This window comes from Paenibacillus sp. CECT 9249 (assembly GCF_918697855.1).
Taxonomy (GTDB): Bacteria; Bacillota; Bacilli; order Paenibacillales; family Paenibacillaceae; genus MSJ-34.
The window spans coordinates 35,461-61,195 of record NZ_CAKKLI010000025.1 but is presented as its reverse complement, the minus strand read 5'-3'; the positions used below and the strand labels follow the sequence as shown (position 1 = coordinate 61,195).

The window sequence follows — 25,735 nt, the reverse complement described above, 5'->3', positions numbered from 1 at the left end:
GGTTTGAGCGGACAAAAAGTCGTACTGGCCGTCCATCGGATTGCGAAAAAAATACGAGGCAAATGGATCGTCAAGGACGTTACATTCGACGTGCGCGCAGGAGAAATATTCGGTTTTCTCGGGCCGAACGGCGCCGGCAAGACGACGACGATCCGAATGCTGGTCGATCTGATCAAGCCGACGTCGGGCTCCATCGAATTGTGCGGCTTCGACGTCAACCGCAATCCGGAACAAGCTTTGCGGTATGTCGGTTGCATCGTCGAAAATCCGGAGGTTTATACGTACTTGACGGGTTGGGAAAATCTCGAGCATTTTGCGCGCATGCAGCCGGATGTGGACGAAGACCGGATCGGCGAAGTGGTGGAGATCGTCGGATTGCATCATAGAATTAACGACAAAGTACGCACGTATTCGCTCGGGATGCGCCAAAGGCTTGGCATTGCCCAAGCGCTGCTCGGACGGCCGAAGCTGCTTATATTGGACGAACCGACGAACGGGCTCGATCCGAAAGGGATCAAAGAATTGCGGCAATTTATACGCCGGTTGGCGGACGAAGGGATGGCGCTGTTCATCTCCAGCCATTTGCTCTCCGAAATCCAGCTGATGTGCGATCGCGTCGCCATCGTTAGCCACGGCGAAGTGCTGGCGGTCGGGGATGTGGACGAACTGATCGAACAAGGCAGCAATTACGTCGTTTGGCAATTGGACCCGGCGGAGCGGGGCCGGGAATTGCTTGCGCAGGCCGATGCGGTCGAATTGGTCGATATCCATCAAACCGACATCGACGAGACGATGCTGGCGGGCCTAGACGAATCCGCGATCATTACCGCGATGGACCCGAACCGCATTCCGTCGTTGAACCGGCTTTTCGTCGAAGCGGGCGTTGACGTGCAGGCGGTGCAGCGCATGAATCCGACGCTGGAGCAGCTATTTCTGAAAATGACGGAAGGTGAAGGCATTGAATAGCGTGCTGCCTTTAATTAAAAACGAAACGTTAAAGATCGTAAAAAAGAAACGGTTTCATGTCATCGTATTAATATTGCTGGTGCTTATACCGGTATTTACATACGCGCAAATGAAAACGACGGAGAGCAACCGCGAGAAGTTCAAAGACTGGCGTCTTGCGCTGCAGCAGCAAATTACCGACAATCAAAATTCGCTCGCCAGCGCCCGCGTTCCGGAGGAATGGAAAAAATATCGCTTGATTATGATCCAACAATGGCAATATTATTTGGATCATGACGTCGATCCGAGCTCGCCGAATGCGGTAACGTTTACGCGAATGTTCATGGATAATTCCGCAACGCTGTTCATCCCGCTGCTCGTTATGGCGATCGGCTCGGATCTCGTATCGTCCGAACGGACGACGGGCACGATCAAAATGTTGCTCACCCGGCCGGTACGCCGGTGGAAAATTTTGCTGAGCAAATTGGTGGCCTTATCGATGTTTGTCGGTCTGATCATCGTCGTGACGTTCGCGTTGTCCTATTTGATATCGGGCATCGTGTTCGGCTATGGCGGCTGGACGTTTCCGCTCTTTACCGGGTTTCAAATCAACGGCACCGACGTCGACGTTTCGGCCGTTCATCCGGTCCCGCAATGGTTTTATTTATTGATGCAATGCGGGTTAATCTGGTTTACGAGCATGGTGGTGGCGGTGCTCGCGTTTATGGTTTCCGTGCTGTTGCGGAGTACGGCCGCCAGCATCGTAACGATTATGGCGACATTGATCGCCGGAACGATTTTAACCAATATGTCATCTTCTTGGCCGAGCGCAAAATATTTTTTTATGGTAAATTTGAAGTTGACCGATTATTTGGGAGGCACGCCGCCGCCGATCGAAGGGATGACATTGCCGTTTTCGCTCGCCGTTCTAGGCGTTTGGGCGATCGCGGCGTTAGTCGTAAGTTTCCTTGTCTTTACGAAACAGGATATTTTGAATTAAAATGAACAAATATATGATTTCGAAAATCTTAAGGGGGAGCATGAGTGGTCGAGCAGATCGATTTATTTGCAAATGAATTCGCAGGCGATAACGGAACGGCTTCAGGATACGATGCTGACGACATTCAAGTGCTTGAAGGGCTGGTCGCGGTTCGGAAACGGCCCGGGATGTATATCGGCAGTACAAGCTCGTCTGGCCTTCATCATTTGATATGGGAAATCGTGGACAACGCGGTCGACGAACATTTAGCCAATTTTTGCTCCAAAATCGATGTCACGATACATAAAGATCATTCGGTCACCGTTCTGGACAACGGGCGCGGGATTCCGACGGGCATTCACAAGACCGGCGTTCCGACGCCGCAGGTCGTATTCACGATGCTGCATGCGGGCGGGAAATTCGGCGGCTCCGGATACAAGAAATCCGGGGGATTGCACGGCGTTGGCGCATCCGTGACGAACGCGTTATCCGAATGGCTGGAGGTGGAAATATACCACAAAGGCAAAATCCATAAACAGCGCTTTGAGTATTGGAAAGATGCGGACGGCAAAGAGCATGTAGGCGAACCGACGACCGGATTGGAAGTGGTCGGCAATACGAACCGCACCGGGACGAAGGTAACGTTCAAGCCGGATGCGCGCGTTTTTCCAAGCGGGATTCATATTAGCTACGATACGCTCGCGGAACGGTTGCAGGAGATCGCGTTTCTCAATTCCGGCTTGAAAGTGGTGCTCAAAGACGAGCGCACCGGAGAGGAAGACGTGTTCCATTACGAAGGCGGAGCGAGCCAGTTCGTACAATTTCTGAACGAGAGCAAAACGGCGCTGCACGAAGAAGTGATCCATTTCTCCGCGGAGAAGGACGACATCGAAGTGGAAGTCGCGCTGCAGTATAACGACGGATATACGGAAACGATCGCTTCGTTCGTCAACTCGATTCCGACGCGCGGGGGCGGTACGCATGAAACGGGGTTCAAGACGGCGTTTACCCGGGTGATGAACGAATATGCGCGCAAGATCGGCTTATTGAAAGAAAAAGACAAAAACTTGGAAGGCAATGATTTGCGCGAAGGCATGATGTGCGTCATAAGCGTCAAAATGTCCGAGGTGGAATTCGTCGGCCAGACCAAAGACCAACTCGGCAGCGCCACGGCACGCAGCGCGGTCGATGCGGTCGTCTCGGAGAAGATGGCGCTGTTCCTTGAGGAAAATCCGCAGGTTGCGCAAATGCTCGTGAAGAAGGCGATCCAAGCGTCCAAAGCGCGGGAAGCGGCGCGCAAAGCGCGGGAAGAAGTGCGCAGCGGCAAGAAGCGAAGCGAAAGCTCGAATTTTGGCGGCAAGCTGACGCCTGCGCAATCGAAAGATTATACGCGAACGGAACTGTTTATCGTCGAAGGAGATTCGGCGGGAGGATCGGCGAAGCAAGGGCGCGATTCAAAGATTCAGGCGATTTTGCCGCTGAAGGGAAAGCCGATGAATCCGGAGAAGGCGAAATTGGCCGACATTTTGAAAAACGACGAATACCGCTATATTATCGCTGCGATCGGCGCGGGCGTCGGGGCTGATTTCGAGCTGGAAGAGAGCAACTACTCCAAAATAATTATTATGACGGATGCCGATACGGACGGAGCGCATATTCAAGTGCTGCTGCTTACGTTCTTTTACCGTTACATGAAGCCTTTGATCGATGCGGGACGGGTCTATATCGCGCAGCCGCCGCTTTATAAAATTACGCGCAAATCGGGCAAACTGGTTACGGTTCGCTACGCTTGGACGGATGAGCAGCTTGCCAATTATTTGAAAGAATTCGGCAAAAACTTCGAACTGCAGCGTTATAAAGGTTTGGGAGAAATGAACCCGGAACAATTGTGGGAAACGACGATGAATCCGGAAACCCGCACTTTATTGCAGGTGCAGATCGAAGACGCCGCCAAAGCGGAGCGCCGCGTATCCACCTTAATGGGCGATAAAGTCGATCCGCGCAAGCGCTGGATCGTCGAAAACGTGGACTTTACGGAATATGAGGAGTAAGGGGGGATCGTGATGGACTTGTTGGAACAATTTTTACCGGCGTTTCTGGAAGATGTCGTCGGGGATCGTTTCGGCCGTTATTCCAAATACATTATTCAAGATCGAGCCATACCCGATATCCGTGACGGCTTGAAGCCGGTCCAACGGCGCATATTATACGCGATGTACGATGCGGGCAATACGCCGGACAAGCCGTACCGCAAATCGGCGAAAACGGTCGGGGACGTGATGGGGAATTATCATCCGCACGGCGATTCGTCGATTTACGAAGGCATGGTGCGCATGGCCCAGCCTTGGAAGATGGGGCATGTGCTCATCGACGGACACGGCAACTGGGGCTCGCAAGACGACGATCCGGCCGCGGCTATGCGGTACACCGAGGCGCGCTTATCGCCGATCGCGATGGAACTTCTGCGCGATATCGAGAAGCGAACGGTATTGTTTAAAGACAATTTCGATAATACGACGAAAGAACCGGTAGTCCTGCCTTCCCGTTATCCGAACTTGTTGGTGAACGGGGTAAGCGGGATTTCGTCGGGTTTTGCGACCGAAATTCCGCCCCATAATTTACGCGAAGTCATCGATGCTTGCATCGCCGTTATGGATCGGGACAACATTACGCTCGAAGAACTGATGCAAATCGTGAAAGGCCCGGATTTTCCGACCGGCGGGCTCATTATGGGCGAGGAAGGAATTAGGGACGCTTATCAGACGGGTAAAGGCCGCATACATGTCCGTTCGAAGACGGAAATCGAAGAAATGCGCGGCGGACGCAAACAAATTATCGTCACGGAAATTCCGTATCAAGTCGTCAAGTCGCGGCTCGTGACTGCGATCGAAAATATTCGGCTGGAGAAAAAAGTCGAAGGCATCGCCGAAGTGCGCGACGAAAGCGGCCGAGGCGGATTGCGAATCGTCATCGAGCTCAAAAAGGATGCGGATGCACAGGGCATATTGGCATATTTGTTGAAAAAGACGGATCTGCAAGTAAACTACAATTTCAACATGGTCGCTATCGTCAATAAAGCTCCGAGACAGCTCGGCCTGAAGCAAATGCTCGAAGCGTATATCGAGCACCAGAAGGAAGTTGTCACGTACCGCACGAAGTACGATTTGGAAAAGGCGGAAGACCGGGCGCATGTGCTCGAAGGACTCGTCAAGGCGCTCAATCTGTTGGACGATATTATCGCGACGATTAAAGGCTCGAAAAACCGGCAGGACGCGCAAAATAATTTGATCGACAAGTTTCAATTTACGGAACGCCAAGCGGACGCCATTCTGACGCTCCAATTATATCGTCTGACCAATTTGGAGATTACATCGCTCGAGAAAGAGCTTCATGATATTTCCAAGAAAATCGCGAATTACCGTTCGATTTTGGAGAATACCAAAAAGCTGCTCAAGGTCATCAAGGACGAATTGATTGAAATTCGCGAAAAATACGGCATTGATCGCCGTTCCTCCATCCAAAGCGAGGTGGAGGAATTGAAGGTGAATTTGGAGGTCATGGTTACGCCGGAAGACGTTCTCGTCACGTTGTCGAACGAAGGATATTTGAAACGGACAAGCATGCTGTCGTTTACGCGTTCCGGCGGGGAGTTGGACAGTTCGGGCGTGAAGGAAGGCGACGTCGTCCGCTATTTGTTCGAAGTGAACACGATCGACAATCTGCTCTTATTTACCCGGAAAGGCCAATACTTCTTGCTGCCGGTTCATCAAGTTCCGGAGTTTAAATGGAAGGACAACGGCACGGCTATCGTCAACGTTATCCCGATCGCGAAGGACGATCAAATCGTCGCTGTCATTCCGGTCAAAAATTTCGAAGAACCGAATCGATCGCTCGTGTTCGTAACGGGACGCGGCCAAGTGAAGCGTACGGAGCTGAAAGAATATTTCACCAGCCGTTCGATCGCGATCGCCGCCTGCAAGTTGGCCGAAGGAGACGAAGTGGTTGCCGTCCATGAAAGCGACGGTACGAAAGACATTATGCTTGTGACGAAAGACGGAATGAGCATTCGCTTTCACGAATCGGAGGTCAATTCGATGGGACGCGTATCCGGCGGTGTGCGCGGCATCCAATTGAAGGACGGGGATCAAGTGGTGGCCGCCGAGTGGGTGGACGACGAAGGAGAATTGATCACGATATCCGAACTCGGCTTTGCCAAGCGTACGCTGTTGGTAGATTACCCGACCCAAGGCAGAGGCGGCAAAGGGATCATTACGTTCGAGTTTAAAGAGGGCAAGAGGGTTCGTCCGAATGGAACCCGCCTCGTAGGCGCATTCCATTGCAAAGAGCCGTATACGCTGACGGTGCTGACGAGCGGCGGTGCGGTGCATACGTTCTCGACGGAGCAGCCTCCGATCGACGAGCGCAAATCGGTCGGCAAATCGGTCGTTTCGCTGGAGAAGAAGGAAACGATCGCTCATATTTGGCGCCGAAACGAATAAAGTTTGCGGTGCATGCGAAAAAGTCGATGCTGTTGGACGGTTCAACAGTATCGACTTTATTTCTTTTGTCGAAATCCCCGTCGCTCAGTAATGTCGGTTCCTTGCGGTCAATGCGCTGTACTATTGCTTTTTCCCCCCCCTTTTGTCGAAATCCCATTCGTTCAGAAAGCTCAAAAAAAACTAGTTGTCGAAATTCCCCTCGTTCAGAAAGCCCAAATAACTATTTGTCCAATCCCCTTCGTTCAGAAAACCTCAGAAAACTAGCTGTCGATAAACTCCGGAAAACCAGCATCGGTATCCCCATCGTTCATAAAGAGCAAAAAAGTGGCTTTCGTTAGTGACGTAAGCTTGTATTTTTTCTTCCTAAGGGAAGCTTTTGAAATAGCAAGACGGTGACCATATTTTCCTAAAAAATAAAATTTGAAAGTTGAAATAGGAACATTTGTTTGGTATAATAAAGGGGAACGTAAGTTCTAATTATTGTGCCGGGAGGGATTGTCATGACCGAGTTGTTATCCTTTGAAGCGTTCTCAGCTTATTATGAGAAGGAAGAGACATGCGCGAAAGCATGGTACGAGATGAGATGGCCGGACGGGTTCCGATGCCCCCGGTGTCAGCATCATGCCGCTTACGTCATTACGACCCGCAGACTTCCTCTTTATGAGTGCCAATCCTGCAGGGCGCAAACTTCGCTCATTGCCGGTACGGTCATGGAAGGCAGCCGCACCTCGCTGCGCAAATGGTTTCAGGCGATCTATCTCCATGCAAGGCCGGAGGGCGTCAACGCGATACAATTATCCCGAATCATCGAGGTAACTTACAAAACCGCTTGGCTCATCTGCCACAAGCTGCGGTATGCCATGTCCCAGACGGAATCGACGGAGCTGTTGTCCGGACTGGTTCGCATTTCGGAAGCGATCTATGCCTTGAGGATCACGCCCGGCTCGAATTGGCATAAACAAGCACAACCTCTGCTCATCGGCGCTTCGGAGGACGAGAACGGGGTGATCGTGAAAATAAAAATCGAAAAACAACGCAAAGAACCGATCAAAACTTGCTTCAAGCCTTTTCCGGTCGATCATTTTATCGAACGTTACGTGGATCCGAAGGCGGCTGCCGGTGCGATTGTGACGCGCCGTATCGGACGCGACAGGAACCTAACGTTAATACGGCTTGCAGGGGAAGTGGAAACGTGGCTTGCTTGCCGGTTCGGCGGCATTGGAAGCAAGCATCTGCAAGCTTATTTGAATCATTATTGTTACATGTTTAACCATAGTCAACCATCCCCGCTGAAATCGCTATTCAACAGCTGCGTTACTTCACGAACGATTACTTATCCTGAGCTTGTCGGTCATATTGATAATTCCGGCCAGGTTGCTTATAAATTCGCCTCTTAATGAAATAGCGCTAGTTTCGCTTGCTAAATACGAGTACACATTTTTATCATAACAACTATTAGTGTTGAAAGCAGAATCGGCTCCGCGTTACACATAAGATTCATTTACATTCTATCCTGACCGAGCGGGATATCAACAGAAAAGGGGGGGCCTGACTGAGCGGGATATCGACAGAAGGGCGGAAAAAAGGAAAGGGAAGGGCGTAGAAAGGCCTGAAGTGAGCTGAAAAAGTTCGCCAAAGAGTTGAAAAAGAAAGAGCGGAAAAGAGCGACAAAGTGAAGAAAAGTTGGAAAGAAGCGAGAAGAAGCGAGAAAAGCGAAAGAAGTGAAAAGAAGCGAGCAAGTGAGGAGGAAAAGCATGAACAGGGGCCGGCCGAAGCGGGGCTAACGGCAACGCCGACCCGAATTTACAGCAGCCGGGAAATAAACAAGGAAGCGATGCTGAAATAAACCGTTAACGAGAAGACGTCGTTCAAGGTTGTAATTAAAGGCCCGGAAGCGACGGCCGGGTCCACTTTGAACAAATATAGCAGCAGCGGAATCAACGTCCCGGCCAACGTGCCGATAATAAGCGTCGCCAACAGCGTGCTGCCGACGACCAAACCGAGAACCGGATCGCCTTGCCAAACGATTGCGATCATCGTAATTAAGATGCCGCATACCGCGCCAATAATGACGCCGACGCCCAATTCGCGCAGCAGCAGGCGCATCACGCTTCTGCGGTTAATCTCGTTGGACATGAGCCCGCGTACGACGACAACGAGCGATTGCGTGCCGGTATTGCCTGTCATCCCCGAAATCATCGGCATGAAATAAGTGAGCGCCACGACTTTCGTGAGCGTTTCTTCGAAGCCGCTCAAGATGCTGCCGGTTAGGACTCCCAGTCCTAATAGCAATACGAGCCAAGGCAAACGGCGCGCGGCAGCGGTCAATGTACTCGTACTCCAATCGATCGTTTTGCCCGATGCGGACAGTTTGGCGATATCTTCGTTGGCTTCTTCGATAATGACATCCACGATGTCGTCAACGGTTACGATGCCGATCAAGCGGCTCTGTTCATCGATGACAGGGACGGAAATGAAGTCATACTGCTCTATGACGCGCGCCACTTGCTCCTGATCCATATCGACCGGCACGGAGATGACGCGAGTATACATAATATCTTCCACTTTATCGAATAATTCGGCCAGCAATAGATCGCGGTATGAAACGACGCCGACCAGCCGTTTGTTATCGTCAAGGACGTACAGATAGTAAATGTTCTCGGCGATATCGGCAAATGATTTCAATTTGTCAACCGCTTCTCTCACGGTGTAAGTTTGACGGATCCAAACGTAACGGTTCGTCATGATTCCTCCCGCGGTTTCGGGAGGGTAACGCAGCAAATCTTTAATATGATTGGATTCTTCGGCTTGCATGGAGGATAAAAATTGCTCGATCTTATCGACCGACAATTGATGAAGCAAATCGGCCAAATCGTCATTTTCCATCAAATCCATAATATTGGATGATTGCTGAACTCCAAGTTTATGTAGTATATCGATTTGCATGGGTGGATGAAGCTCTTGAATGAGATTGGCGATTTGTTTCGGTTGAAGCATACCAAGAAATTTGAGCCGATGCTTTTCCGGCAAATTCGAATAAAGCTGCCCGATATCGTAAGGCTGCAATTCATCGATGATTTGTTGTATCTCGTCGCGCTTATGCTCTTTTATATTTTGGATAACCAACAGCATGATTTCTTCTTCCGACATCGTATGTACCATCTTTACGCACCATCCTTACGGCAATGTTTATAGCCCATTTCCATTTTTCCCTCCAAGTTCAAGAATCATCCGACGCCGATTTCCTTTTCTTTCAAGCAAAAATGTGGTAAACTAGATATAGTTAATTGGATTAAACATTTACTACATTAACGAATTTTGGAGGAATAAGTCGATGCAAACCGATGAATTTGTAAAACTTTGGGCCAAGCTGTCGAAGGACTATAAAATTCATCTGGAACAACGGTTGGCGCCCTCGTTAACGGAAGCGCAGCTCGACGTTTTGGAAGTGATCGATCAGCATGGCAAGATGAAGCCTTCGGATTTAATGCCTTTCCTGGAAACATCGCCGCCCGCCATTACGACTTTGTTGGATCGGATGGAAAAAGGGGGGCTGATTACGCGCGTTCGGACGGAAGAGGACCGCAGGGCGGTTTGGGTGGAACTGACGGAGAAAGGGAAAGAAGAAATGCGCCGGGGAATGAAGGTTCGCGACGAATATGTTTCATCCGTCTTGAGCCGCATTTCGGCGCATAATCAACAACTGTTCATCTATTTGCTAGGCAAAATTACGAGCGCTTAATCGACGGCCGGGGGAGAAGCTTGTACCCGAACCGTTTCGTTCATCGATTCCAAGTGGGCGGTCAACGCTTGCAATTTCTCTTTCAGCCGTTTGTAGTCGGCTTCGCGGAGCAACGGATTGTTGCGATGCTCGATCGTCTGCTGCACCGGCAAAATGCGATATTGCCGTTTGGCCCGCGGGCCGGAGATATGGACCCAGGTTGGGATGGCGCTTGCGTCGTGTAACTCTACGGTTCCTTCCGGAAAATGCTTTTTGATATGTACGGAAAAAATAATGCCGTAATCGGTATACTCGTCTTTCATATTCGATAGGAAATTACCCATGGAGTAGACAATATATCCGGTTCGTTTGGATCCGTCTTCGTTCGTTACTTCGACTTTTTCGTATGGTTGTACGACATGCGCATGAGCCCCGAGAATGATGTCGGCTCCCGCTTGAATGCATTCGCGCGCCAATTCCATTTGCTGTTTGTTGGGCTTTCGCTGATATTCGGTTCCGAAATGGAGCGCGATCGTTACGACATCGGCTCCGGCCTCGCGCAATCCGGCAATATCCGCCATCATTTTCGGTTTGTCGATCAGAGAGATCAGATAAGGCTTGTCTTCCGGGACCTTAATTCCGTTCGTTCCATATGTATAGGCCAGAATCCCCATTTTGATATCGTTTTTCGTCACGATCGTCCATTGTTCCGCTTCTTCGGCGCTTGCCGCCGTTCCTTTCGTCACAAGCCCTTGCTCCTTAAGCCGATCCAATGTGCGAATCACTCCGATTTCTTTGCGGTCCATCGCATGGTTGTTTGCCGTCGTTACGATCGTAAAACCCGCGTATTTCAATGCTGCCGCCAATTCGGGCGGAGCGTTGAACATCGGGTAGCCGCTATAGCCCAAATCCTCGCCGCCCAGCGGCGCCTCCAGATTGGCCAGCACCCAATCCCCTTCTTCCAAAATCGGCTTCACATGCGTAAAAAAATTGTTGAAATTATACGTCTTTGTCTTCGCGTCGTAAGAAGCCGGCAATTGCGGCATGTGCATCATAATATCGCCGACGGCGAGCAATGCCGCTTCCGTTGTGTAAGAAGGGATTACGGTTTCGGGGCCCTCCTGGGTTTGATCAAGCCACGGGTCGGAAGTTTCCGCCGGAGCGCCGAAATCGGACGGACTCGATGTTTCCTCATCCGGTAGGGAGATTGGCGCCGCGGTATGTACCGATGAAATCGGCTGGCAACCGGACAGTACCAATGCGAAACAGAGGAAAACGATCGCGTTCGCCAGACGGATTGTACGAAAGGGGCGGAGTATCCGATTATTCAAACGCATCACCCCACAAATTCCAAGGGTAAGCGTCGGGCGGAACCGACCGGAACATTACCCGCTCTTTCGTGATCGGGTGAGGGAATCCGATGGACGCCGACCATAAGGCGATTTGCTGGCCGGGTGCGTTCAGGCGCGCGCCATATTTCTGATCGCCGACAAGCGGGCATCCGATCGCATTCATCTGAACGCGGATTTGATGCGGACGCCCCGTGTGAAGCCGGATGCGGACGAGGCTCAGCTTGTCGCGCGCGGCGACGGTCGAGTACTCGAGCACCGCCTTTTTCGCTCCGTCCGCGCGTTCGTCGACGATCGAGACGGTATTCGTTCTCGCGTCTTTGCGCAAATAATGAACGAGCTCTTCGGCAGGCTTGGACGGCGTGCCGTGCACAACCGCATAATATTCCTTGTCGAATGAGCGGCTGCGAACCGCCTCGGACAAGCGGGAAGCGGCTTTCGACGTTTTGGCGAACACCATCGCTCCGCCGACGGGCCTGTCCAGACGGTGCACTAAACCGAGATAGACGTTTCCCGGTTTGTTGTATCTCGTTTTTAAATCCGCCCGCAAAATCGTCAACATATCCGGATCGCCGCTGGCATCTTCCTGGGAAGGGATGTTGACCGGTTTCTCCACGACGAGGACATGGTTGTCTTCAAATAAGACGGCGATATTCGGGTATTCCGGTGCATGATTCGATTGCATCATAATTACGAGGATGCCTCCCACCGGCCTAATATGCCGCAAGGCAGGACGAGCCCGGAATGGGTAATCGGAAGGCCGATTTCGCCCGAAGTAATGTTTCCGCCGAACTTGCGCTTCATCGTCATGCTGAGCAAATTATGCAGCACGGCCGGCGACAATCCGGTCGTATACGAATTGACGAGCACAAATAACGGGTTGTCCGACATAATCGATAAGCAAAATTCAAGAAACGGATACAGATTGGTTTCCAGTTTCCACATTTCGCCGCCCGGTCCTCTTCCGTAAGAGGGCGGATCCATTATGATTGCGTCGTATTGATTGCCGCGCCGTTGTTCGCGTTGTACGAATTTGAACACGTCATCCGTAATAAATCGGACCGGCCGGTCGCTCAAACCCGACAAATGCAAGTTTTCCTTCGCCCACTGCACCATGCCTTTGGCCGCATCGACGTGGCATACTTCCGCGCCCGCATATGCGCAAGCCACCGTAGCTCCGCCCGTATACGCGAATAAATTCAATACTTTAATCGGCCGCTGCGCCGATCGAATTTTGTCGATCATCCAGCTCCAGTTGACGGCTTGTTCGGGAAACAAACCCGTATGCTTGAAGCTTGTCGGTTTAATGTGGAAGGACAGTTCGCCGTATGCGACGGTCCAGCGATCGGGGACTTGTTTTTTCATTTCCCAATGCCCGCCGCCGGACGAACTGCGGTGATAGTGGCCGTGCACGTCTTTCCAACGTTTCGTTTCCTGCGCGAGCGGCCAAATGATTTGCGGATCCGGCCTGCGCAGCACGACGTCGCCCCAGCGCTCCAGCTTCTCGCCGCCGCCGGTGTCGATGAGTTCATAATCTTGCCAATCTTTTGCCACGTACATGTAGATACCATCCTTGTCACGTAGATTTGATTCGTTTATCATATTGGACACTAACCTACATTATAGCCAATGGCATAGGACGAAGGCAATGATTGGCTGTGATCGGTCAAATAACGGTTTCGTCGTTTTGTTTAATCATGTTCATCATTAAATCGATGGTGTATTTGCGCTTATCCTGATCCATCGTGTTTAGCAGCCGAATGATTTCATTCGCTTCGCCGGCATCAGGCCGGCTGGATACGCCGCTTACGATATAATCGAGCGAAACGTCGTAGAATGCGGCTAATTTCAGCAATGTTTCATAGACGGGCTGCCGATTGTTAATTTCGTAATGGCTGTAGGCCGAACGGGTAATTCCGATCGTGCGCGCCACTTCTTCTTGTGAAATGTTCCTGTTCATCCGAAGCTGTCTCAAACGATCACCCATGGTCATTGTCATATACTCCTTCTATCAAAGATTGCCGCAAGCGGAAGTTGCACAATGAAGCCTTTCCCTTTTAATAGTAATTTATGATACAAATTGTATCATGTTAAGCTTGTACATTGCATTTGCGTCGAAATTTGCATAAAAAAGGATCGCCGCCCGTTTAACGCGGGGCGAACGATCCGATAGCATTTGCAGCCGATTTCATTCAAAATATTTTTTTGCCGATGACATGATCGAGCGGGATATAGCCGATGTCTCTGCTGTCCGTGCTGTGATTGCGGTTGTCTCCCATGACGAAAATATGGCCTTCCGGCACGACTCTTTTTTCCTTGGTCATATACAGCATCGTTTCGTTTAAATATGGCTCGTCCAGCGCTTCACCGTTCCGGTATACCTTATGGTTTTTGAATTCCAAAACGTCGCCGGGCTTGCCGATGACCCGTTTCACATAAAAAATATGTTCATTGTTATACCCGGTAATCAGGCTGAATAGAGGGGACTCGATAATATCGTCCCTAAACGAGCGCTCCCGGTCGACGCGGCTGTCTATGATCACAATATCGCCGTAATCCGGCAAGGAGGAAAACGTATGCGACAGCTTGGATATGTAGATACGCTGCGTATCGCTCAAAGTAGGTTCCATGGAATGGCCGAGCACTTTGGACGGTTGAAAAATAAAAATGCTGACGATAAGAGACAGAACGAATGCGATCGCAATGGAGCCGGCCCAACTGCCGATTTCTTTGACTAGTTTCACGAATATTCCTGCCTTTCTTCAAAACGTATTCTTTTTGATTATACGCAGCGGACGGATAAAGGTTTCTTTTATTGTTGCGGCTTGTGTGCTATCATTTTCGTAAAGAGGAGACGATGAATATGAGAATTTATACTCGTACCGGCGATAAAGGTACTACGGCGGTCATCGGAGGCCGTGTCGATAAAGACGATATTCGCGTGGAAGCGTACGGGACGGTCGATGAGTTGAACAGCTTTACCGGCATGGCGCATAGTATGATGGACGATTCGATTTATAAGGATATGAAAGAAGATATCGCGACGATTCAACAGGAGTTGTTCGATTGCGGCCATGACTTGGCATTAGCCAAACAAGATTTGCGGCCGTACCGCGTTACCGCCGAAATGGCGGACAAATTGGAAGCTTGGATCGACCGGTATGACGCGGAAACGCCGGATATTACAAAATTCATTATGCCGGGCGGATGCTCCGTATCCTCGGCGCTGCATGTTTGCCGCACGGTGTGCCGGCGCGCGGAACGCCGAATCGTTACGCTCGGCAAGTCCGAGGAAATCAATCAGGACGTTCTGAAATATATAAATCGATTGTCCGATTTGTTCTTTACATTGGCCAGAACGGCTAATTTCCGCGAAAAAGTGGAAGGCGTCGAATACGTGCGCAGCGGAAACGTCTTTCGCCGGAATAACAAATAATGTTCTATTTCACGCGAATTATTTCAATCAGGACATTTTCCGGCTTGACAATGTGCAAGCCCATTCGATATAATCAGCTCATAAATTAATAGTCTATGGAAACTCACAAAGGGGAGTAGCTTTCACAATAAAGTCGTCAGTTCGGGATAGGAAATATCCCCGGCTTTATTGGCAATGTACCATTGTTAGCAAGACCTTTGCCGATTAAGGTAAAGGTCCGGATATATACATATGTAGACCTTTGCCGTTAACGGTGAAGGTCTATTTCTTTGTGTGGGCCTAAATAATTTGGGGGCAGGTGAAAAATAATAATCATCGGACGGAATGGATGGATTAGTCTGCAATTAGGGGACGACCGGTAAGGAAAATAATGATGCTACAGGTTGCCATTTTTAAAATGAGGAGTGTGTCGTGATGGACGTGTTCAGCTTCCAATTTTTATCCGCACTAATTAGTATTATTATCATCGACCTTGTGCTTGCCGGAGACAATGCGATCGTGATCGGATTGGCCGCGCGCAATGTCCCGAAGGAGATGCAGAAGAGGGTTATCATTTGGGGAACGGTCGGCGCCATTGTTGTTCGCGCCCTTGCCACGCTGGCAGTCGCTTGGCTGTTGAAGCTGCCGGGACTGCTGCTTATCGGCGGTATTCTGCTTGTATGGATTGCCTATAAGCTGCTCGTTGGCGAGAAAAAGCATGAGATGGAAGCGAAGTCGGGCGTGCTTGCCGCGATCGGCACGATTCTCGTCGCCGACGTCGTCATGAGTTTGGACAATGTGCTGGCTGTGGCCGGCGCAGCACACGGCAATTTCTTGCTGATCATTATCGGGCTCCTCGTCAGCATCCCGATCATCGTCTGGGGAAGCACCTTGTTTATTAAGCTTATGGATCGTTTCAAATGGATCATTTATATCGGGTCCGGCATCCTGGCTTATACGGCGGCCAAAATGATCGTCGACGAGAAATTCATCCATCCGTTTTTCGCAGCCAATCCGGCATTGAAATGGGTGTTTATCGTCGTCGTGGTTATCGCTGTGCTCGGACTTGGCGTCATGAAAAACCGCAGCCGATTAGCGGCCAAAGGAGCCGCATAATCGACCGATTGCGTTATAAAAGCCGCGCCGCTATCGCGAACCGCTTCATATGCGGCTTGCGAGGCGGCGCGTTTTTTTGAACGATTATTCCTTATGTTCAGCGATTTGGCTGGCGGCAGAGTCGACGGATTGGGCGCGATGCGAACCGGATTTCGACCCTGCATGTTGTTGTTTCGATGTGCCCGTATTTCCGCTGTAGATCAGCAGCAGGGCCGCGAACAGCAAGACGGCTCCCAAGATGCGCTGCCAATTCAACTCGACAGGCTGTCTGCCGAACCATCCGAAGTGGTCGATAGCCAAGCTCATGACGATTTGTCCCACGATTGCGCAAACGACAAAGGTGCCAACGCCGAGCCGCGGAACGGCAAACACCATCATAAAGACGTAAAAAGCTCCGATCAGGCCGCCGAAAAGCTGCCATTTCGGCACTTGAAACACATGGGTGACATTCCCTTTGCCGATAAAAAACATCAATAGCATTAATGCGACGCATCCGATGAAAAAAGAGATGAAAGCTCCTTCAATCGTTCCGATCTTTTTGCCGAGTTCTCCGTTCACACCGGATTGTACGCTCATACCGGCGCCGCTAAGCAGCACCAACAGCAGCATAATAATGTTGTTCAATTTTCTCAACTCCCTCTATCTGTCATTCTATTGTATTGCTCCATCCCGCTTTTGAAAAGAGAAAATTAGGCTCAGGCATGCTCCAAGCGTATATGTTACAATACAAAACATAACAAAAAGAGTTGTAGAGAGGAAGAAAGATATGACAACAGCGGCAATAGAGGACTTCGACAAGTTGGATATTCGAATCGGTACGATCGTACGGGCCGAGCCGTTTCCCGAAGCGCGCAAGCCCGCGATCAAACTGGAAATCGATTTCGGCGATCTCGGCGTGAAGCGTTCCAGCGCGCAAATTACGGCTCGTTATTGCCCCGAGCGTCTGGTCGGCCGCCAAATTGCGGCAGTCGTTAATTTTCCGCCCAGACGGATTGCAGGCTATGTGTCCGAAGTTTTGGTATTGGGCGCCGTTCCCGGTGAAGGAGACGTCGTGCTGCTCGGTCCCGATCAACCGGTAGCGAACGGAACGCCGATCGCTTAAAGGGAAGGAGAGAGCGATTTACTTGCGCTTTGCCGTTTGAACCGTTGCTACGTCCCGGAACCGCCACGGCGATTGGCTTGAATCCCTTTCAAATATAATCCGGTACGTAACCTGCTGCGCTCTGCTTCCTTTCCGGTAAAGCGTCGCCCTGAAGCGAATTTCTTTAAACAATAACTCTTCCTCGGCGGCATCGTTTCCCGGCTTATTCGCATGACGGAGCCTTTCGAACTGAATGGAGGTCAGTTCGCTCAACTCCCGTTCAATAGATGCGAGTTGGGCGGGAGATACGCCTTCAAGCAATTGCCTTATCATATCAATATCCTTTTGCTGCATCGCTTCCTTCCATATTTCCGTCAATTGCTCCGGCGAGGCGGACTGGAAAAAGGTCTTCAACATGCCTGCCGCTTTATGAACCATTAATTGATGGGCCAAGTCCGGGCGATCGGAGCGATGGGTCGTGCTGCCGCTGAAATGAATGCAGAAATGGCCCGAAAAACCGTTTCCCGGAATTCCGTCCCCGCCATGAGGCATTCCGTTCATGGAAGCGGCGTACCGTTGGTTGCCGAACTGGACCAATATCGCTTTCCTGTTCCAGCTCCACCGGTTGTTATAGATCTCTTTCATTATTTTGGTGTCTTCTTTCGTCAAAGGCTGCACATCCGCATGATCTCTTCCCGCCCGGTGCTGCACGCGAAACGTCAGTCCCGTTTCCAAATCCGTGACGGAAAATATGCTTTTGCGCGGGACGGTTCGCTTCACTTCATCCCAAGAAATCAGTTTCCCATAATGGCGCTTTCTTAACGCCTCCGCATACCGAAGCAGTTTGCCGGACGTTTCTTTAGACAATGTCAGCCGTTCGGACTGCGCTTCGTTCCATAGGTTTCCGGTATACTCCAAGCGAAATTGCTGTTCCCGGTTCTGGCGGAACACGGTTACGTACAGATCGGTCATATAAAGATGAGGATCGGCTTTTTGCATTCGCGCTCGCGCGATCTCTTTCGCGATTTCGCGGTGATAGACGGCAAGCCTCGTTTCGTACGTTGCTGTCGGACTGTAGCGGACGGCGAAAGTGACGACCGCTTGCTCGGCCGATTTCGCCGGCAAGGCCGAAGCGGGCTGCAGGAATAATGCGCATAATAACAACGCTGCGGTGAAGGCGTGGACGGATCGATGAAACATACATAACCTCCTGTTCAATCCCTTTCTTGTACGATTTCCGTGCGTCAACCATTGTTATTTTGCGCAAACTCCTGCGAATTCATTTGCCGGCAGCCTAAATGGCAATCAAAATCAGCAATGGAAAAAAGACATTCCAGTTTGAAATGTCTTTTTCAGTCGATCGCTTCATTATTCGTATTTCTTCAAAATAATGACCGCGTTGTGGCCTCCGAAGCCGAAGGAGTTGGACAGCCCGATGCTCGGATTCGCCTTCCTTGCACGGTTCGGCACGTAATCCAGATCGCATTGCGGATCCGGATGCTCCAAGTTGATCGTCGGCGGAATGAGGCCCTCCTGCAACGATTTGATTAGCGCGATCGCTTCCACGCCGCCTGCGGCGCCGAGCAGATGGCCCAGCATCGATTTGTTGGCGGTGACGGGAATGTCGTAGGCGCGACTGCCCAACAGCTTCTTAATCGCCAATGTTTCCGACAAATCTCCAAGCGGCGTGCTGGTGGCATGCGCATTGATGCAATCGATTTGTTCCGCGGAGATGGCGGCGTCTTGAACGGCTTCCTTCATTGCCCGATAGGCGCCTGTTCCTTCCGGTTCGGTAGCGACCATATGATAGGCGTCGGAAGAGGCGCCGTAGCCGATCACTTCCGCATGGATTCGCGCTTCTCTGCGCCGCGCATGCTCGTACGATTCGAGTACGAGCACGCCGGCCCCTTCGGAAGGCACGAAACCGTCGCGCTCGGCGTCGAAGGGCCGGCTGGCCCGTTCAGGCTCGTCGTTGCGCGTGGAGAGGGCGGTCGCGTTGCCGAATCCCGCCAGCGCGAGATCCGTCAACGTCGCTTCCGCGCCTCCGGCAATGACGACGTCGGCGCCGCCTCGCTGTATCAGTTTATACGCTTCGCCGATTGCGTTGTTGCTGCTGGCGCAGGCCGTAACAGGCGCCAATGTCGGTCCTGTGAAACCGAACATAATGCTCACTTGCGCCGCCGCCATATTGGCGATCATCATCGGAACAACCGTCGGGCTGACGCGTCCGGGACCGCGGTTCAGCAGCGTCCGGTAATTGTCCAGCAGCGTTTGCAAGCCGCCGACGCCGGAACCGATATATACTCCGATCCGCTCCTTGTCTTCCGTTTCGACGTTTAGGGCGGCATCCTCGATCGCTTGCTTGGACGCAGCGACCGCAAACTGGCAAAACCGATCCATTCTTCGCACGTCGCGGGACCCGACGGCTTTCTCCGCATCGAACCCGCGGACGATACCGGCTATCTTCGATTTATACGGCGAAATATCGAACGTATCGATGGTCGAAATAGCCGATTCTCCGTTCGCAAGCTTGCTCCAGAACGTCGGAACGTCATTCCCGAGCGGCGAGATGACGCCCATCCCCGTTACAACTACACGTGTCATTCGATTTCCCTCCAATTGAAATTGATTTCTCGTCTCTTGCAACCTTTAGATCGCCATACATCGATGGGGATCGGTCGCGATCGAACGTTCATTTGTTCCTATCATGTCATAATGAATATCCTATTACAAGTTGTTGTTTATCATGGTATAATTAATGATAGGTTTTGCAATAAACGGTTGTAATCGAGGTGTGTGTTAGCGATGAATGACGATGTGCGTTTGCAAGCTTTATCCGAATTTCTGAAAACGCATCGGGCGAAGCTGCAGCCAAGCGCGGCCGGATTGCCGGGCGGGGGACGAAGACGAACTCCGGGCTTGCGGCGGGAGGAAGTGGCCCAAATCGCAGGCGTCAGCACGACATGGTATACATGGCTCGAGCAAGGAAGGGATATTACCGTTTCCACTCAAGTGCTCGACCGGATTGCTTTTGCATTGCAATTGAACGAGGACGAGCGGAAATATTTGTTTATGCTGGCGCTCGAACAAACCGCTCCGTCCGCCAAAGATGAAGAGCCTCCGAACATCAGTCCGGCCATCGGCCTTATTCTCGGCGAGCTGCGCCATTACCCGGCGATCGTATCCGACAGGCGATGCAACGTTGTCGGGTGGAATCAAGCGGCCGCCGCGGTATTTATGGATTTCGAACGGGTGCCCCCGGAGGAACGGAACATTATTTGGCTGTTGTTTACCCGGAAAGAATTGAAGGCGCTGGCTGTCAATTGGAATGACTTCGTCCGCGGGTTTCTGGCCATATTCCGTTCGTATTACGGTCAATATGTCGGGGACTCCTGGTACAATGAGTTTATCGAACGAATCAGTCGAACGAATGCCGAGTTTCGCGATTTTTGGGTTCATAACGATGTCAGCTCGGCCCCCGAGTTTTCGATCGAATTCCGGCATGCCAAAGCCGGCAAGATGCTGTTCGATTTAACGTCATTGCAGGTGCAAGGCCGAACCGATTTGCGCTGCAGCGTCTATACCCCGTCCGCGGGTTCGGACACGGAAGCGAAAATGCGCCAGCTTATGCGCAAGCTTGGGCAGCCGCAAGAGATGTGACCCATAGGAGCGGCTCTATGATATCAAACCGGCTTCCCGCAAAAAATGGCGTACGATCGTTTCCTGGAATTGAACCCGCAGCGAAAGCGGCAAATTCCAGGACGTTTCGACGGTGACGGCTTTGGCGCGCAATAGACGGGCGGCGCTCGTACGGGAAGAGCCGGGCAAACTGCGCAGCCGGACGGTAAATTGACGGGAGCTCCGTTTAATCGACCGGTTCATTCGCTTGGCGATGCGCCGCACGACAGGCAACGATGCATTACGCGAATTCGTAATGAGCGATTGGCCGAGCACTTTCGGATCGACACGGGAAAACCCGTTCGCTTCGTGCAAGTCGAGAACCCACTCGGGACGATGCTTTTTCGCTAAACGAACTAAGGCGGCGGAAAGCGGATGACGGGCCCGGTCCTTCGGATGCCGCGGAAATGTCCGGTTTATATCGGGAACGCCGCGGATTCGCTTGCGAGACGCTTGCCGATTGACAATAGGCACAATAATTAACGTTCCTCGCTGCAATGCAAGCGAATGGCGCATCAACGACTGCGCAATATTGCCCGCCGCCCGCATGCCGGCGATTTCATTGCCGTGAATGCCGGCTGTGATGAGACATGCAGGTCCTTTCCGATCGCTGCGCGCGATATAATATGCCGTTTTGTATGAAGTACCGGCAGCCAATTGATATTGATTTACCCGCATTACGATTCACCTCGCTTGACGTTATTAACAAATAAATCATGATTTAGCGCATGAGCGATGCGACATTTATGATATATGCCGAGATTGCGCTGCTGGTGTCAGAGCGCTCATGGGCGGAATGGAACGACGGACGGGAAAGTATACTTATGGTAGCACGAAAAAAAAGGAAAAAAGGCGGAGGAGCGATCGAAATGCAGAACGTTACTTTGAAAGTGCAAGGCATGTCATGCGGCCATTGCGTTCATTCCGTAGAAAAGGCGTTGGAACGGATCGGTGTTTCCGGCAAAGCGGATTTGGCGGCCGGCACCGTGCATGTGCGGTATGACGAAGCCGAAGTCAATTTGAATGCGATAAGAGAAGCGATCGAGGAGCAAGGTTACGACGTCGTATAACAACCCCGGCGGATGTGATTCGAAATAAAAGGACGGCCATGTGGAAGCCGTCCTTTTTTTGCGTGGCGAAAATGTATAAAGCATACCTGCGATAACAATAATAACCAAGAAATCATGATGATTCGACAACGGTGGTGCGAAATGACCTTATTTACCCGGTTTATTCAATCGTTATATAAGAAATCCCTAAAGTATAAGGGTTCGCAGGAAAATCTAACGAAGCAAGCGAATGCCAAACCTTCCCTTCGGCATACGCTGCAAGAATTTGCGGATTGTGCGGATCTCAATCAACGAACCTATCCGGAGCTTGACGTGGTCACGGTTTTTTTCGGTCATTTGGTTGACGACGAGAAGTTGAACCGCGATGTAGTCACTCCGCTTTCGCAAGCGACTCCCGCCAACATCTCTAAGTTGTTCAAGCAAACCCAATTCAAGTATGTGAACGACTCGAAAGTCTTGGTAAACGGCATTTTATCCGGAAGCGTCGCCATCTTTCACGGCAATGCTTCCTATTTGATCGATGTATACGGCCCGGTCGCGCGCTCGATCGCCCAATCGGAAACGGAAACCGTTATTACCGGCCCGCATGACGCTTTCACCGAGCAAGCGGGATCGAATCTATCGTTAATCCGCGCCCGGTTAAAAAGCTCCCATCTCAAAATCGTAAAGCTTAATGTAGGGGAAATCACAAAAACAGAAACATATGTTTTATATATTCAAGATATTGTCAACATGGACTATGTGCAAGAATTGATTAACAGAATTAAAAATATCGAGACCGACGCCATTTACGATGCAAATATGTTGATTCAAATTATCGACGACAATCCGAACTCCATTTTTCCGCAATTTATAACGACGGAACGTCCCGATGCGGCCGTATCCAAGCTGGCGGACGGCAAAGTGCTTTGCATTATAGACGGCAGCCCTTCGGTCGTTAGCGTACCGACTTCCTTTTTCGAATTTTTTACTTCATCGGACGATTATTACCAACGGTGGGCCATTGGCAGCGCCACCCGTTTCTTGCGATTTATCGCGTTTGTCATCACGATTACGTTCACGGCGGTCTATGTATCCATTACGACATTCCATTATGAGATGATCCCGGAAAATTTGCTGCTTTCGTTAACCGAATCAAGAAGCAAGGTGCCGTTTCCGCCTCTGTACGAGGCGCTGCTCATGGAAACGACGATTGAACTTTTAAGGGAAGCGGGCGCGCGCCTGCCGACCAAAATCGGCCAAACGATCGGTATCGTCGGCGGGATCGTCATCGGTTCTTCGGCCGTGCAGGCGGGCTTTACAAGCAATATTTTGGTCATCGCCGTCGCATCCTCCGCGATCGCTTCTTTCGTCATTCCAAGCTATGTGATGAGCGCATCGATTCGATTTGTTCGTTTCGGCTTAATCATTTTGGCAGGAGTACTCGGGAATTTCGGGCTCGCGGTCGGGATTGCCGCGGTCGCCATCCATCTTAGCGGATTGACAAGCTTAGGCACATCGTACGTTACACCGGTCGCGCCGTTTCAAATAACCGATTGGAAAGACATTTTTATACGGGCGCCGTTTTGGTTTATCCGAAAAAGACCGACACAAAGCAAATCGCGCAATGAGGTGCGAAACAAAATGCGGAAATAGGTGGTTTCTCCGTGCAAGAGAAGTTGAGATCCATGCGACGATTTTAATCTACATGTTTCAATCGGGCATCGCGGTATTGCGATTGCCGCGGGTCGCGGCGCAATACTTTGGGACGAACGGTTGGATTGCGGTCATCATCGTTTCGCTCATCGTGACCTTCAACATCATGCTTATCGGCCTTGTTTATCGGCTCGGCCAGGGAAGATCGGTATTCGACATCGTGGAACAATCCATACCGAAATTTTTGGCCTTTCCCGTTTATATTGCGCTTGCTATCGTATGGGCTCTAATCGGATGTTTGGTTTCCAAAGAATATGTGCTTATTTTTCAAATGTTCTCTTTTCCGACGTCGCCCCCCATGGCGTTGAAACTGTTGATGGATATCCTCGTCATCATGTTGATCAGCAAAGGGCTGTATGTCATCGCCAAGGCGGGAACGATCTTCTTTTGGCTTATTATTTGGATGATGGTGCTGTTCTTTTTCTTCGTAGGCGACATGGAATGGGCGCGGTACACCCCGTTTATTTTTAAAGACGGGGGGAATATGATTCAAGGAGTGATTAGTCTTTTTGGCGCCTTTCTTGGGTATGAGCTTAGCCTGTTTTTATTTCCATATGCGGACAAGAGGACGAAATTGATGAAGGCGGTTTTTATCGGCAACGTCATCGCAACCATCGTTTACTTGGTAACTTGCATCGTTTCTTTCGGGTTTTACAGTCTTGATCAACTGAAATTGATCCTTTACCCCGTTATCGATTTGATGTCTTATATTAAGTTTCCGTTTGTGCAGCGCGTGGAAAATCTATTGTACGGATTTTTTATGTTCACGACATTGTTCTCAACCGTGATGTACGTTTGGGCGGCGAAAGAAGCGCTCTTTCGCATATTCAAAAGAGCGAAGCCGGGCGTAATCGAGTTCTGCATATTGGCGGTTGCGTACTTCATCGCTTTTATTCCGGATGTGATCGGCGAAGTACGCGAGTGGCTAAGGACGCTCGCATTTCTAGAAATCGGAATCGCATTCGGATTGCCGATCATTCTTATTTTGATCTTGCTTCTTCAACGTATGAAAGGCGGTATGGCTCGTGGCTAGAAACCGGATTATCCTTGCATTGTTCGCGGCGGTGACGATTTTGTCGGGATGCGGCGACCAACGGGTTTTGGAGCGATTGGGATTTATCGAGACGCAAAGTTTCGACTTGCTGCCGAACGGACTATTGCACATCGCCAGCAGCATCCCGATTGCCGATCCGGATGTGAAGATTGGCAGAAAATTGTTGACGACCGAAGCGAAGAGCAGCAAAGAAGCCAAAATCGAATTTTCCAGAAAAACCAGTCTAACATTGGTAAGCGGGCAACTGCGAAATATATTGTACGGGATGAGCTTAGCCCAAAGGGGTCTGATGGAAGAATTCGATACGTTCGGCAGGGATCCCGCGATTTCGCCGCAAGTCAAAATTTCGGTCGTTAATGGAAGCGCGGTCAGCTTGCTGGAGAAGAATTTCAGACAGCATCCGCGCACGGATAAATATATCGACCGATTGTTGATGAAAGAAGCGAAGGAGCATTCGATCCCGAAAGTGACGCTATACGAATTTTTCCGCGATTATTTCGACGACGGCATCGATCCGGTCGCTCCGGTGATCAAGGAGGAGAAGGAAAATATCGTCATAGACGGAATCGGATTGTTTAAGGGGGCAAAATACATAAACAAAATTCAACCCCAGGATGCGCTTGTTTTCGGTTTTCTTCGGGGGAATTTCAGGCATGGGTCAATTAGCGTGGATCTCGGAGGAGATGAAGGAAGACGCGAATCGGTCATGTTCAATTCCTTGAACTCGAAGCGAAACGTGAAGGTGCGCAAGCAAGGGACGAGGATCGAGGAAGTAGCCGTCAATGTGGTCGTAAAGGGCTCCGTGCTCGAGTACATCGGACCGGGGAGATTGGATGAAGAAAAGGTTCGAATCGAACTGGAGAATAAAATTTCCGAACATATTTCCGGCAAAGCCAATCAAATGATGAAATTTATGCAGAAAAACGAGGTTGATAGCGTAGGAATCGGCAAATACGTCAGAAACAGCATGACCTATGAACAATGGAAAGGGATGGATTGGGGCCAAGAGTTTCCGAACATCAGAGTGAAATGCAATATCCGCTTTAAAATTAAAGATAGCGGAAGAGCCGCGTAAATCAACGAAGCATATGTTCTCTGTCCGGCTTGTATCGGTTTAAGTCGAACGAATGCCG

25 protein-coding genes are annotated in these 25,735 nt (G+C 50.6%); 15 read left to right on the top strand and 10 right to left on the bottom strand.

Annotation, left to right across the window (positions count from 1 at the left end; translation table 11 throughout):
* The first annotated feature begins 3 nt into the window (after positions 1-3).
* The 6 genes from LQ229_RS17320 to LQ229_RS17295 all read left to right on the top strand — a co-directional run bounded on the left by LQ229_RS17320 (position 4) and on the right by LQ229_RS17295 (position 8,269).
* Positions 4-966: an ABC transporter ATP-binding protein gene (locus LQ229_RS17320; protein ID WP_230192374.1), complete on the top strand. Its 963-nt coding sequence runs from the start codon at positions 4-6 to the stop codon at positions 964-966.
* On the top strand, positions 959-1,945 hold the full coding sequence (locus tag LQ229_RS17315) for an ABC transporter permease (protein ID WP_216538426.1): 987 nt from the start codon (positions 959-961) through the stop codon (positions 1,943-1,945). Before LQ229_RS17320 ends, LQ229_RS17315 begins: the two co-directional genes overlap by 8 nt.
* Positions 1,946-1,989: 44 nt before the next feature.
* On the top strand, positions 1,990-3,975 hold the full coding sequence (gene parE, locus LQ229_RS17310) for a DNA topoisomerase IV subunit B (RefSeq protein WP_216538427.1): 1,986 nt from the start codon (positions 1,990-1,992) through the stop codon (positions 3,973-3,975).
* Positions 3,976-3,987: 12 nt separating this feature from the next.
* The gene (gene gyrA / locus LQ229_RS17305) at positions 3,988-6,423 is read left to right on the top strand and encodes a DNA gyrase subunit A (RefSeq protein ID WP_216538428.1); all 2,436 of its coding nucleotides are present in this window, start codon (positions 3,988-3,990) and stop codon (positions 6,421-6,423) included.
* 500 nt (positions 6,424-6,923) lie between these two features.
* The gene (locus LQ229_RS17300) at positions 6,924-7,820 is read left to right on the top strand and encodes a transposase (protein WP_230192373.1); all 897 of its coding nucleotides are present in this window, start codon (positions 6,924-6,926) and stop codon (positions 7,818-7,820) included.
* Positions 7,821-8,095: 275 nt separating this feature from the next.
* Complete coding sequence (locus LQ229_RS17295; protein WP_216538430.1) at positions 8,096-8,269, top strand: hypothetical protein; 174 nt, start codon at positions 8,096-8,098, stop codon at positions 8,267-8,269.
* On the opposite strand, the gene mgtE is transcribed toward LQ229_RS17295, so the two are convergent.
* Positions 8,227-9,585: a magnesium transporter gene (gene mgtE / locus LQ229_RS17290; protein ID WP_216538431.1), complete on the bottom strand. Its 1,359-nt coding sequence runs from the start codon at positions 9,583-9,585 to the stop codon at positions 8,227-8,229. The genes LQ229_RS17295 and mgtE overlap by 43 nt on opposite strands.
* Positions 9,586-9,757: 172 nt before the next feature.
* Here mgtE and LQ229_RS17285 point away from each other — a divergent pair, with 172 nt between their 5' ends.
* Positions 9,758-10,165 (top strand): MarR family transcriptional regulator, encoded by a 408-nt coding sequence (locus tag LQ229_RS17285; RefSeq protein ID WP_230192372.1) that lies wholly within the window; start codon positions 9,758-9,760, stop codon positions 10,163-10,165.
* Here LQ229_RS17285 and LQ229_RS17280 read toward each other — a convergent pair.
* The 5 genes from LQ229_RS17280 to lepB form a co-directional block, all read right to left on the bottom strand.
* Positions 10,162-11,475, bottom strand: coding sequence for a CapA family protein (locus LQ229_RS17280; protein ID WP_230192371.1), 1,314 nt, complete (start codon positions 11,473-11,475; stop codon positions 10,162-10,164). The two genes, LQ229_RS17285 and LQ229_RS17280, sit on opposite strands and share 4 nt — an antisense overlap.
* On the bottom strand, positions 11,468-12,181 hold the full coding sequence (locus tag LQ229_RS17275; protein ID WP_230192370.1) for an RluA family pseudouridine synthase: 714 nt from the start codon (positions 12,179-12,181) through the stop codon (positions 11,468-11,470). The genes LQ229_RS17280 and LQ229_RS17275 overlap by 8 nt, the downstream gene beginning before the upstream one ends.
* 2 nt (positions 12,182-12,183) lie before the next feature.
* Positions 12,184-13,053: a class I SAM-dependent methyltransferase gene (locus LQ229_RS17270; RefSeq protein ID WP_216538433.1), complete on the bottom strand. Its 870-nt coding sequence runs from the start codon at positions 13,051-13,053 to the stop codon at positions 12,184-12,186.
* Between the two features lie 106 nt (positions 13,054-13,159).
* The gene (locus tag LQ229_RS17265) at positions 13,160-13,486 is read right to left on the bottom strand and encodes a helix-turn-helix transcriptional regulator (RefSeq protein WP_216538434.1); all 327 of its coding nucleotides are present in this window, start codon (positions 13,484-13,486) and stop codon (positions 13,160-13,162) included.
* Between the two features lie 199 nt (positions 13,487-13,685).
* Positions 13,686-14,237, bottom strand: coding sequence for a signal peptidase I (lepB, locus tag LQ229_RS17260; RefSeq protein WP_216538435.1), 552 nt, complete (start codon positions 14,235-14,237; stop codon positions 13,686-13,688).
* A gap of 119 nt (positions 14,238-14,356) precedes the next feature.
* Here lepB and LQ229_RS17255 point away from each other — a divergent pair, with 119 nt between their 5' ends.
* Positions 14,357-14,929, top strand: a complete 573-nt coding sequence (locus LQ229_RS17255; protein ID WP_216538436.1) for a cob(I)yrinic acid a,c-diamide adenosyltransferase — start codon at positions 14,357-14,359, stop codon at positions 14,927-14,929.
* Positions 14,930-15,343: 414 nt separating this feature from the next.
* The gene (locus tag LQ229_RS17250; protein ID WP_216538437.1) at positions 15,344-16,024 is read left to right on the top strand and encodes a TerC family protein; all 681 of its coding nucleotides are present in this window, start codon (positions 15,344-15,346) and stop codon (positions 16,022-16,024) included.
* An 84-nt stretch (positions 16,025-16,108) separates the two neighbouring features.
* Here the strand turns inward: LQ229_RS17250 and LQ229_RS17245 are convergent, their stop codons facing one another.
* Positions 16,109-16,648, bottom strand: a complete 540-nt coding sequence (locus LQ229_RS17245) for a DMT family transporter (protein WP_230192369.1) — start codon at positions 16,646-16,648, stop codon at positions 16,109-16,111.
* Between the two features lie 142 nt (positions 16,649-16,790).
* Between LQ229_RS17245 and csaA the strand changes: the two genes are divergently transcribed.
* The gene (csaA, locus tag LQ229_RS17240) at positions 16,791-17,126 is read left to right on the top strand and encodes a chaperone CsaA (protein WP_216538438.1); all 336 of its coding nucleotides are present in this window, start codon (positions 16,791-16,793) and stop codon (positions 17,124-17,126) included.
* Positions 17,127-17,144: 18 nt separating this feature from the next.
* Here the strand turns inward: csaA and LQ229_RS17235 are convergent, their stop codons facing one another.
* Positions 17,145-18,305 carry a hypothetical protein gene (locus LQ229_RS17235; RefSeq protein WP_230192368.1) on the bottom strand — a complete coding sequence of 387 codons (1,161 nt, stop codon included), beginning with the start codon at positions 18,303-18,305 and terminating at the stop codon, positions 17,145-17,147.
* A gap of 168 nt (positions 18,306-18,473) precedes the next feature.
* On the bottom strand, positions 18,474-19,709 hold the full coding sequence (fabF, locus tag LQ229_RS17230; RefSeq protein ID WP_216538440.1) for a beta-ketoacyl-ACP synthase II: 1,236 nt from the start codon (positions 19,707-19,709) through the stop codon (positions 18,474-18,476).
* A 201-nt stretch (positions 19,710-19,910) separates the two neighbouring features.
* Between fabF and LQ229_RS17225 the strand changes: the two genes are divergently transcribed.
* Positions 19,911-20,765, top strand: a complete 855-nt coding sequence (locus LQ229_RS17225; protein ID WP_216538441.1) for a helix-turn-helix transcriptional regulator — start codon at positions 19,911-19,913, stop codon at positions 20,763-20,765.
* A gap of 15 nt (positions 20,766-20,780) precedes the next feature.
* Here LQ229_RS17225 and LQ229_RS17220 read toward each other — a convergent pair whose 3' ends face one another.
* Complete coding sequence (locus LQ229_RS17220; protein WP_216538442.1) at positions 20,781-21,461, bottom strand: succinylglutamate desuccinylase/aspartoacylase family protein; 681 nt, start codon at positions 21,459-21,461, stop codon at positions 20,781-20,783.
* Between the two features lie 191 nt (positions 21,462-21,652).
* Between LQ229_RS17220 and LQ229_RS17215 the strand changes: the two genes are divergently transcribed.
* The 4 genes from LQ229_RS17215 to LQ229_RS17200 all read left to right on the top strand — a co-directional run bounded on the left by LQ229_RS17215 (position 21,653) and on the right by LQ229_RS17200 (position 25,677).
* Positions 21,653-21,853, top strand: coding sequence for a copper ion binding protein (locus LQ229_RS17215; RefSeq protein WP_216538477.1), 201 nt, complete (start codon positions 21,653-21,655; stop codon positions 21,851-21,853).
* Positions 21,854-21,967: 114 nt separating this feature from the next.
* On the top strand, positions 21,968-23,488 hold the full coding sequence (locus LQ229_RS17210; RefSeq protein ID WP_230192367.1) for a spore germination protein: 1,521 nt from the start codon (positions 21,968-21,970) through the stop codon (positions 23,486-23,488).
* Positions 23,460-24,581, top strand: a complete 1,122-nt coding sequence (locus LQ229_RS17205; RefSeq protein ID WP_216538444.1) for an endospore germination permease — start codon at positions 23,460-23,462, stop codon at positions 24,579-24,581. The genes LQ229_RS17210 and LQ229_RS17205 overlap by 29 nt, the downstream gene beginning before the upstream one ends.
* The gene (locus tag LQ229_RS17200; RefSeq protein ID WP_230192365.1) at positions 24,574-25,677 is read left to right on the top strand and encodes a Ger(x)C family spore germination protein; all 1,104 of its coding nucleotides are present in this window, start codon (positions 24,574-24,576) and stop codon (positions 25,675-25,677) included. The genes LQ229_RS17205 and LQ229_RS17200 overlap by 8 nt, the downstream gene beginning before the upstream one ends.
* Positions 25,678-25,735 lie beyond the last annotated feature (58 nt).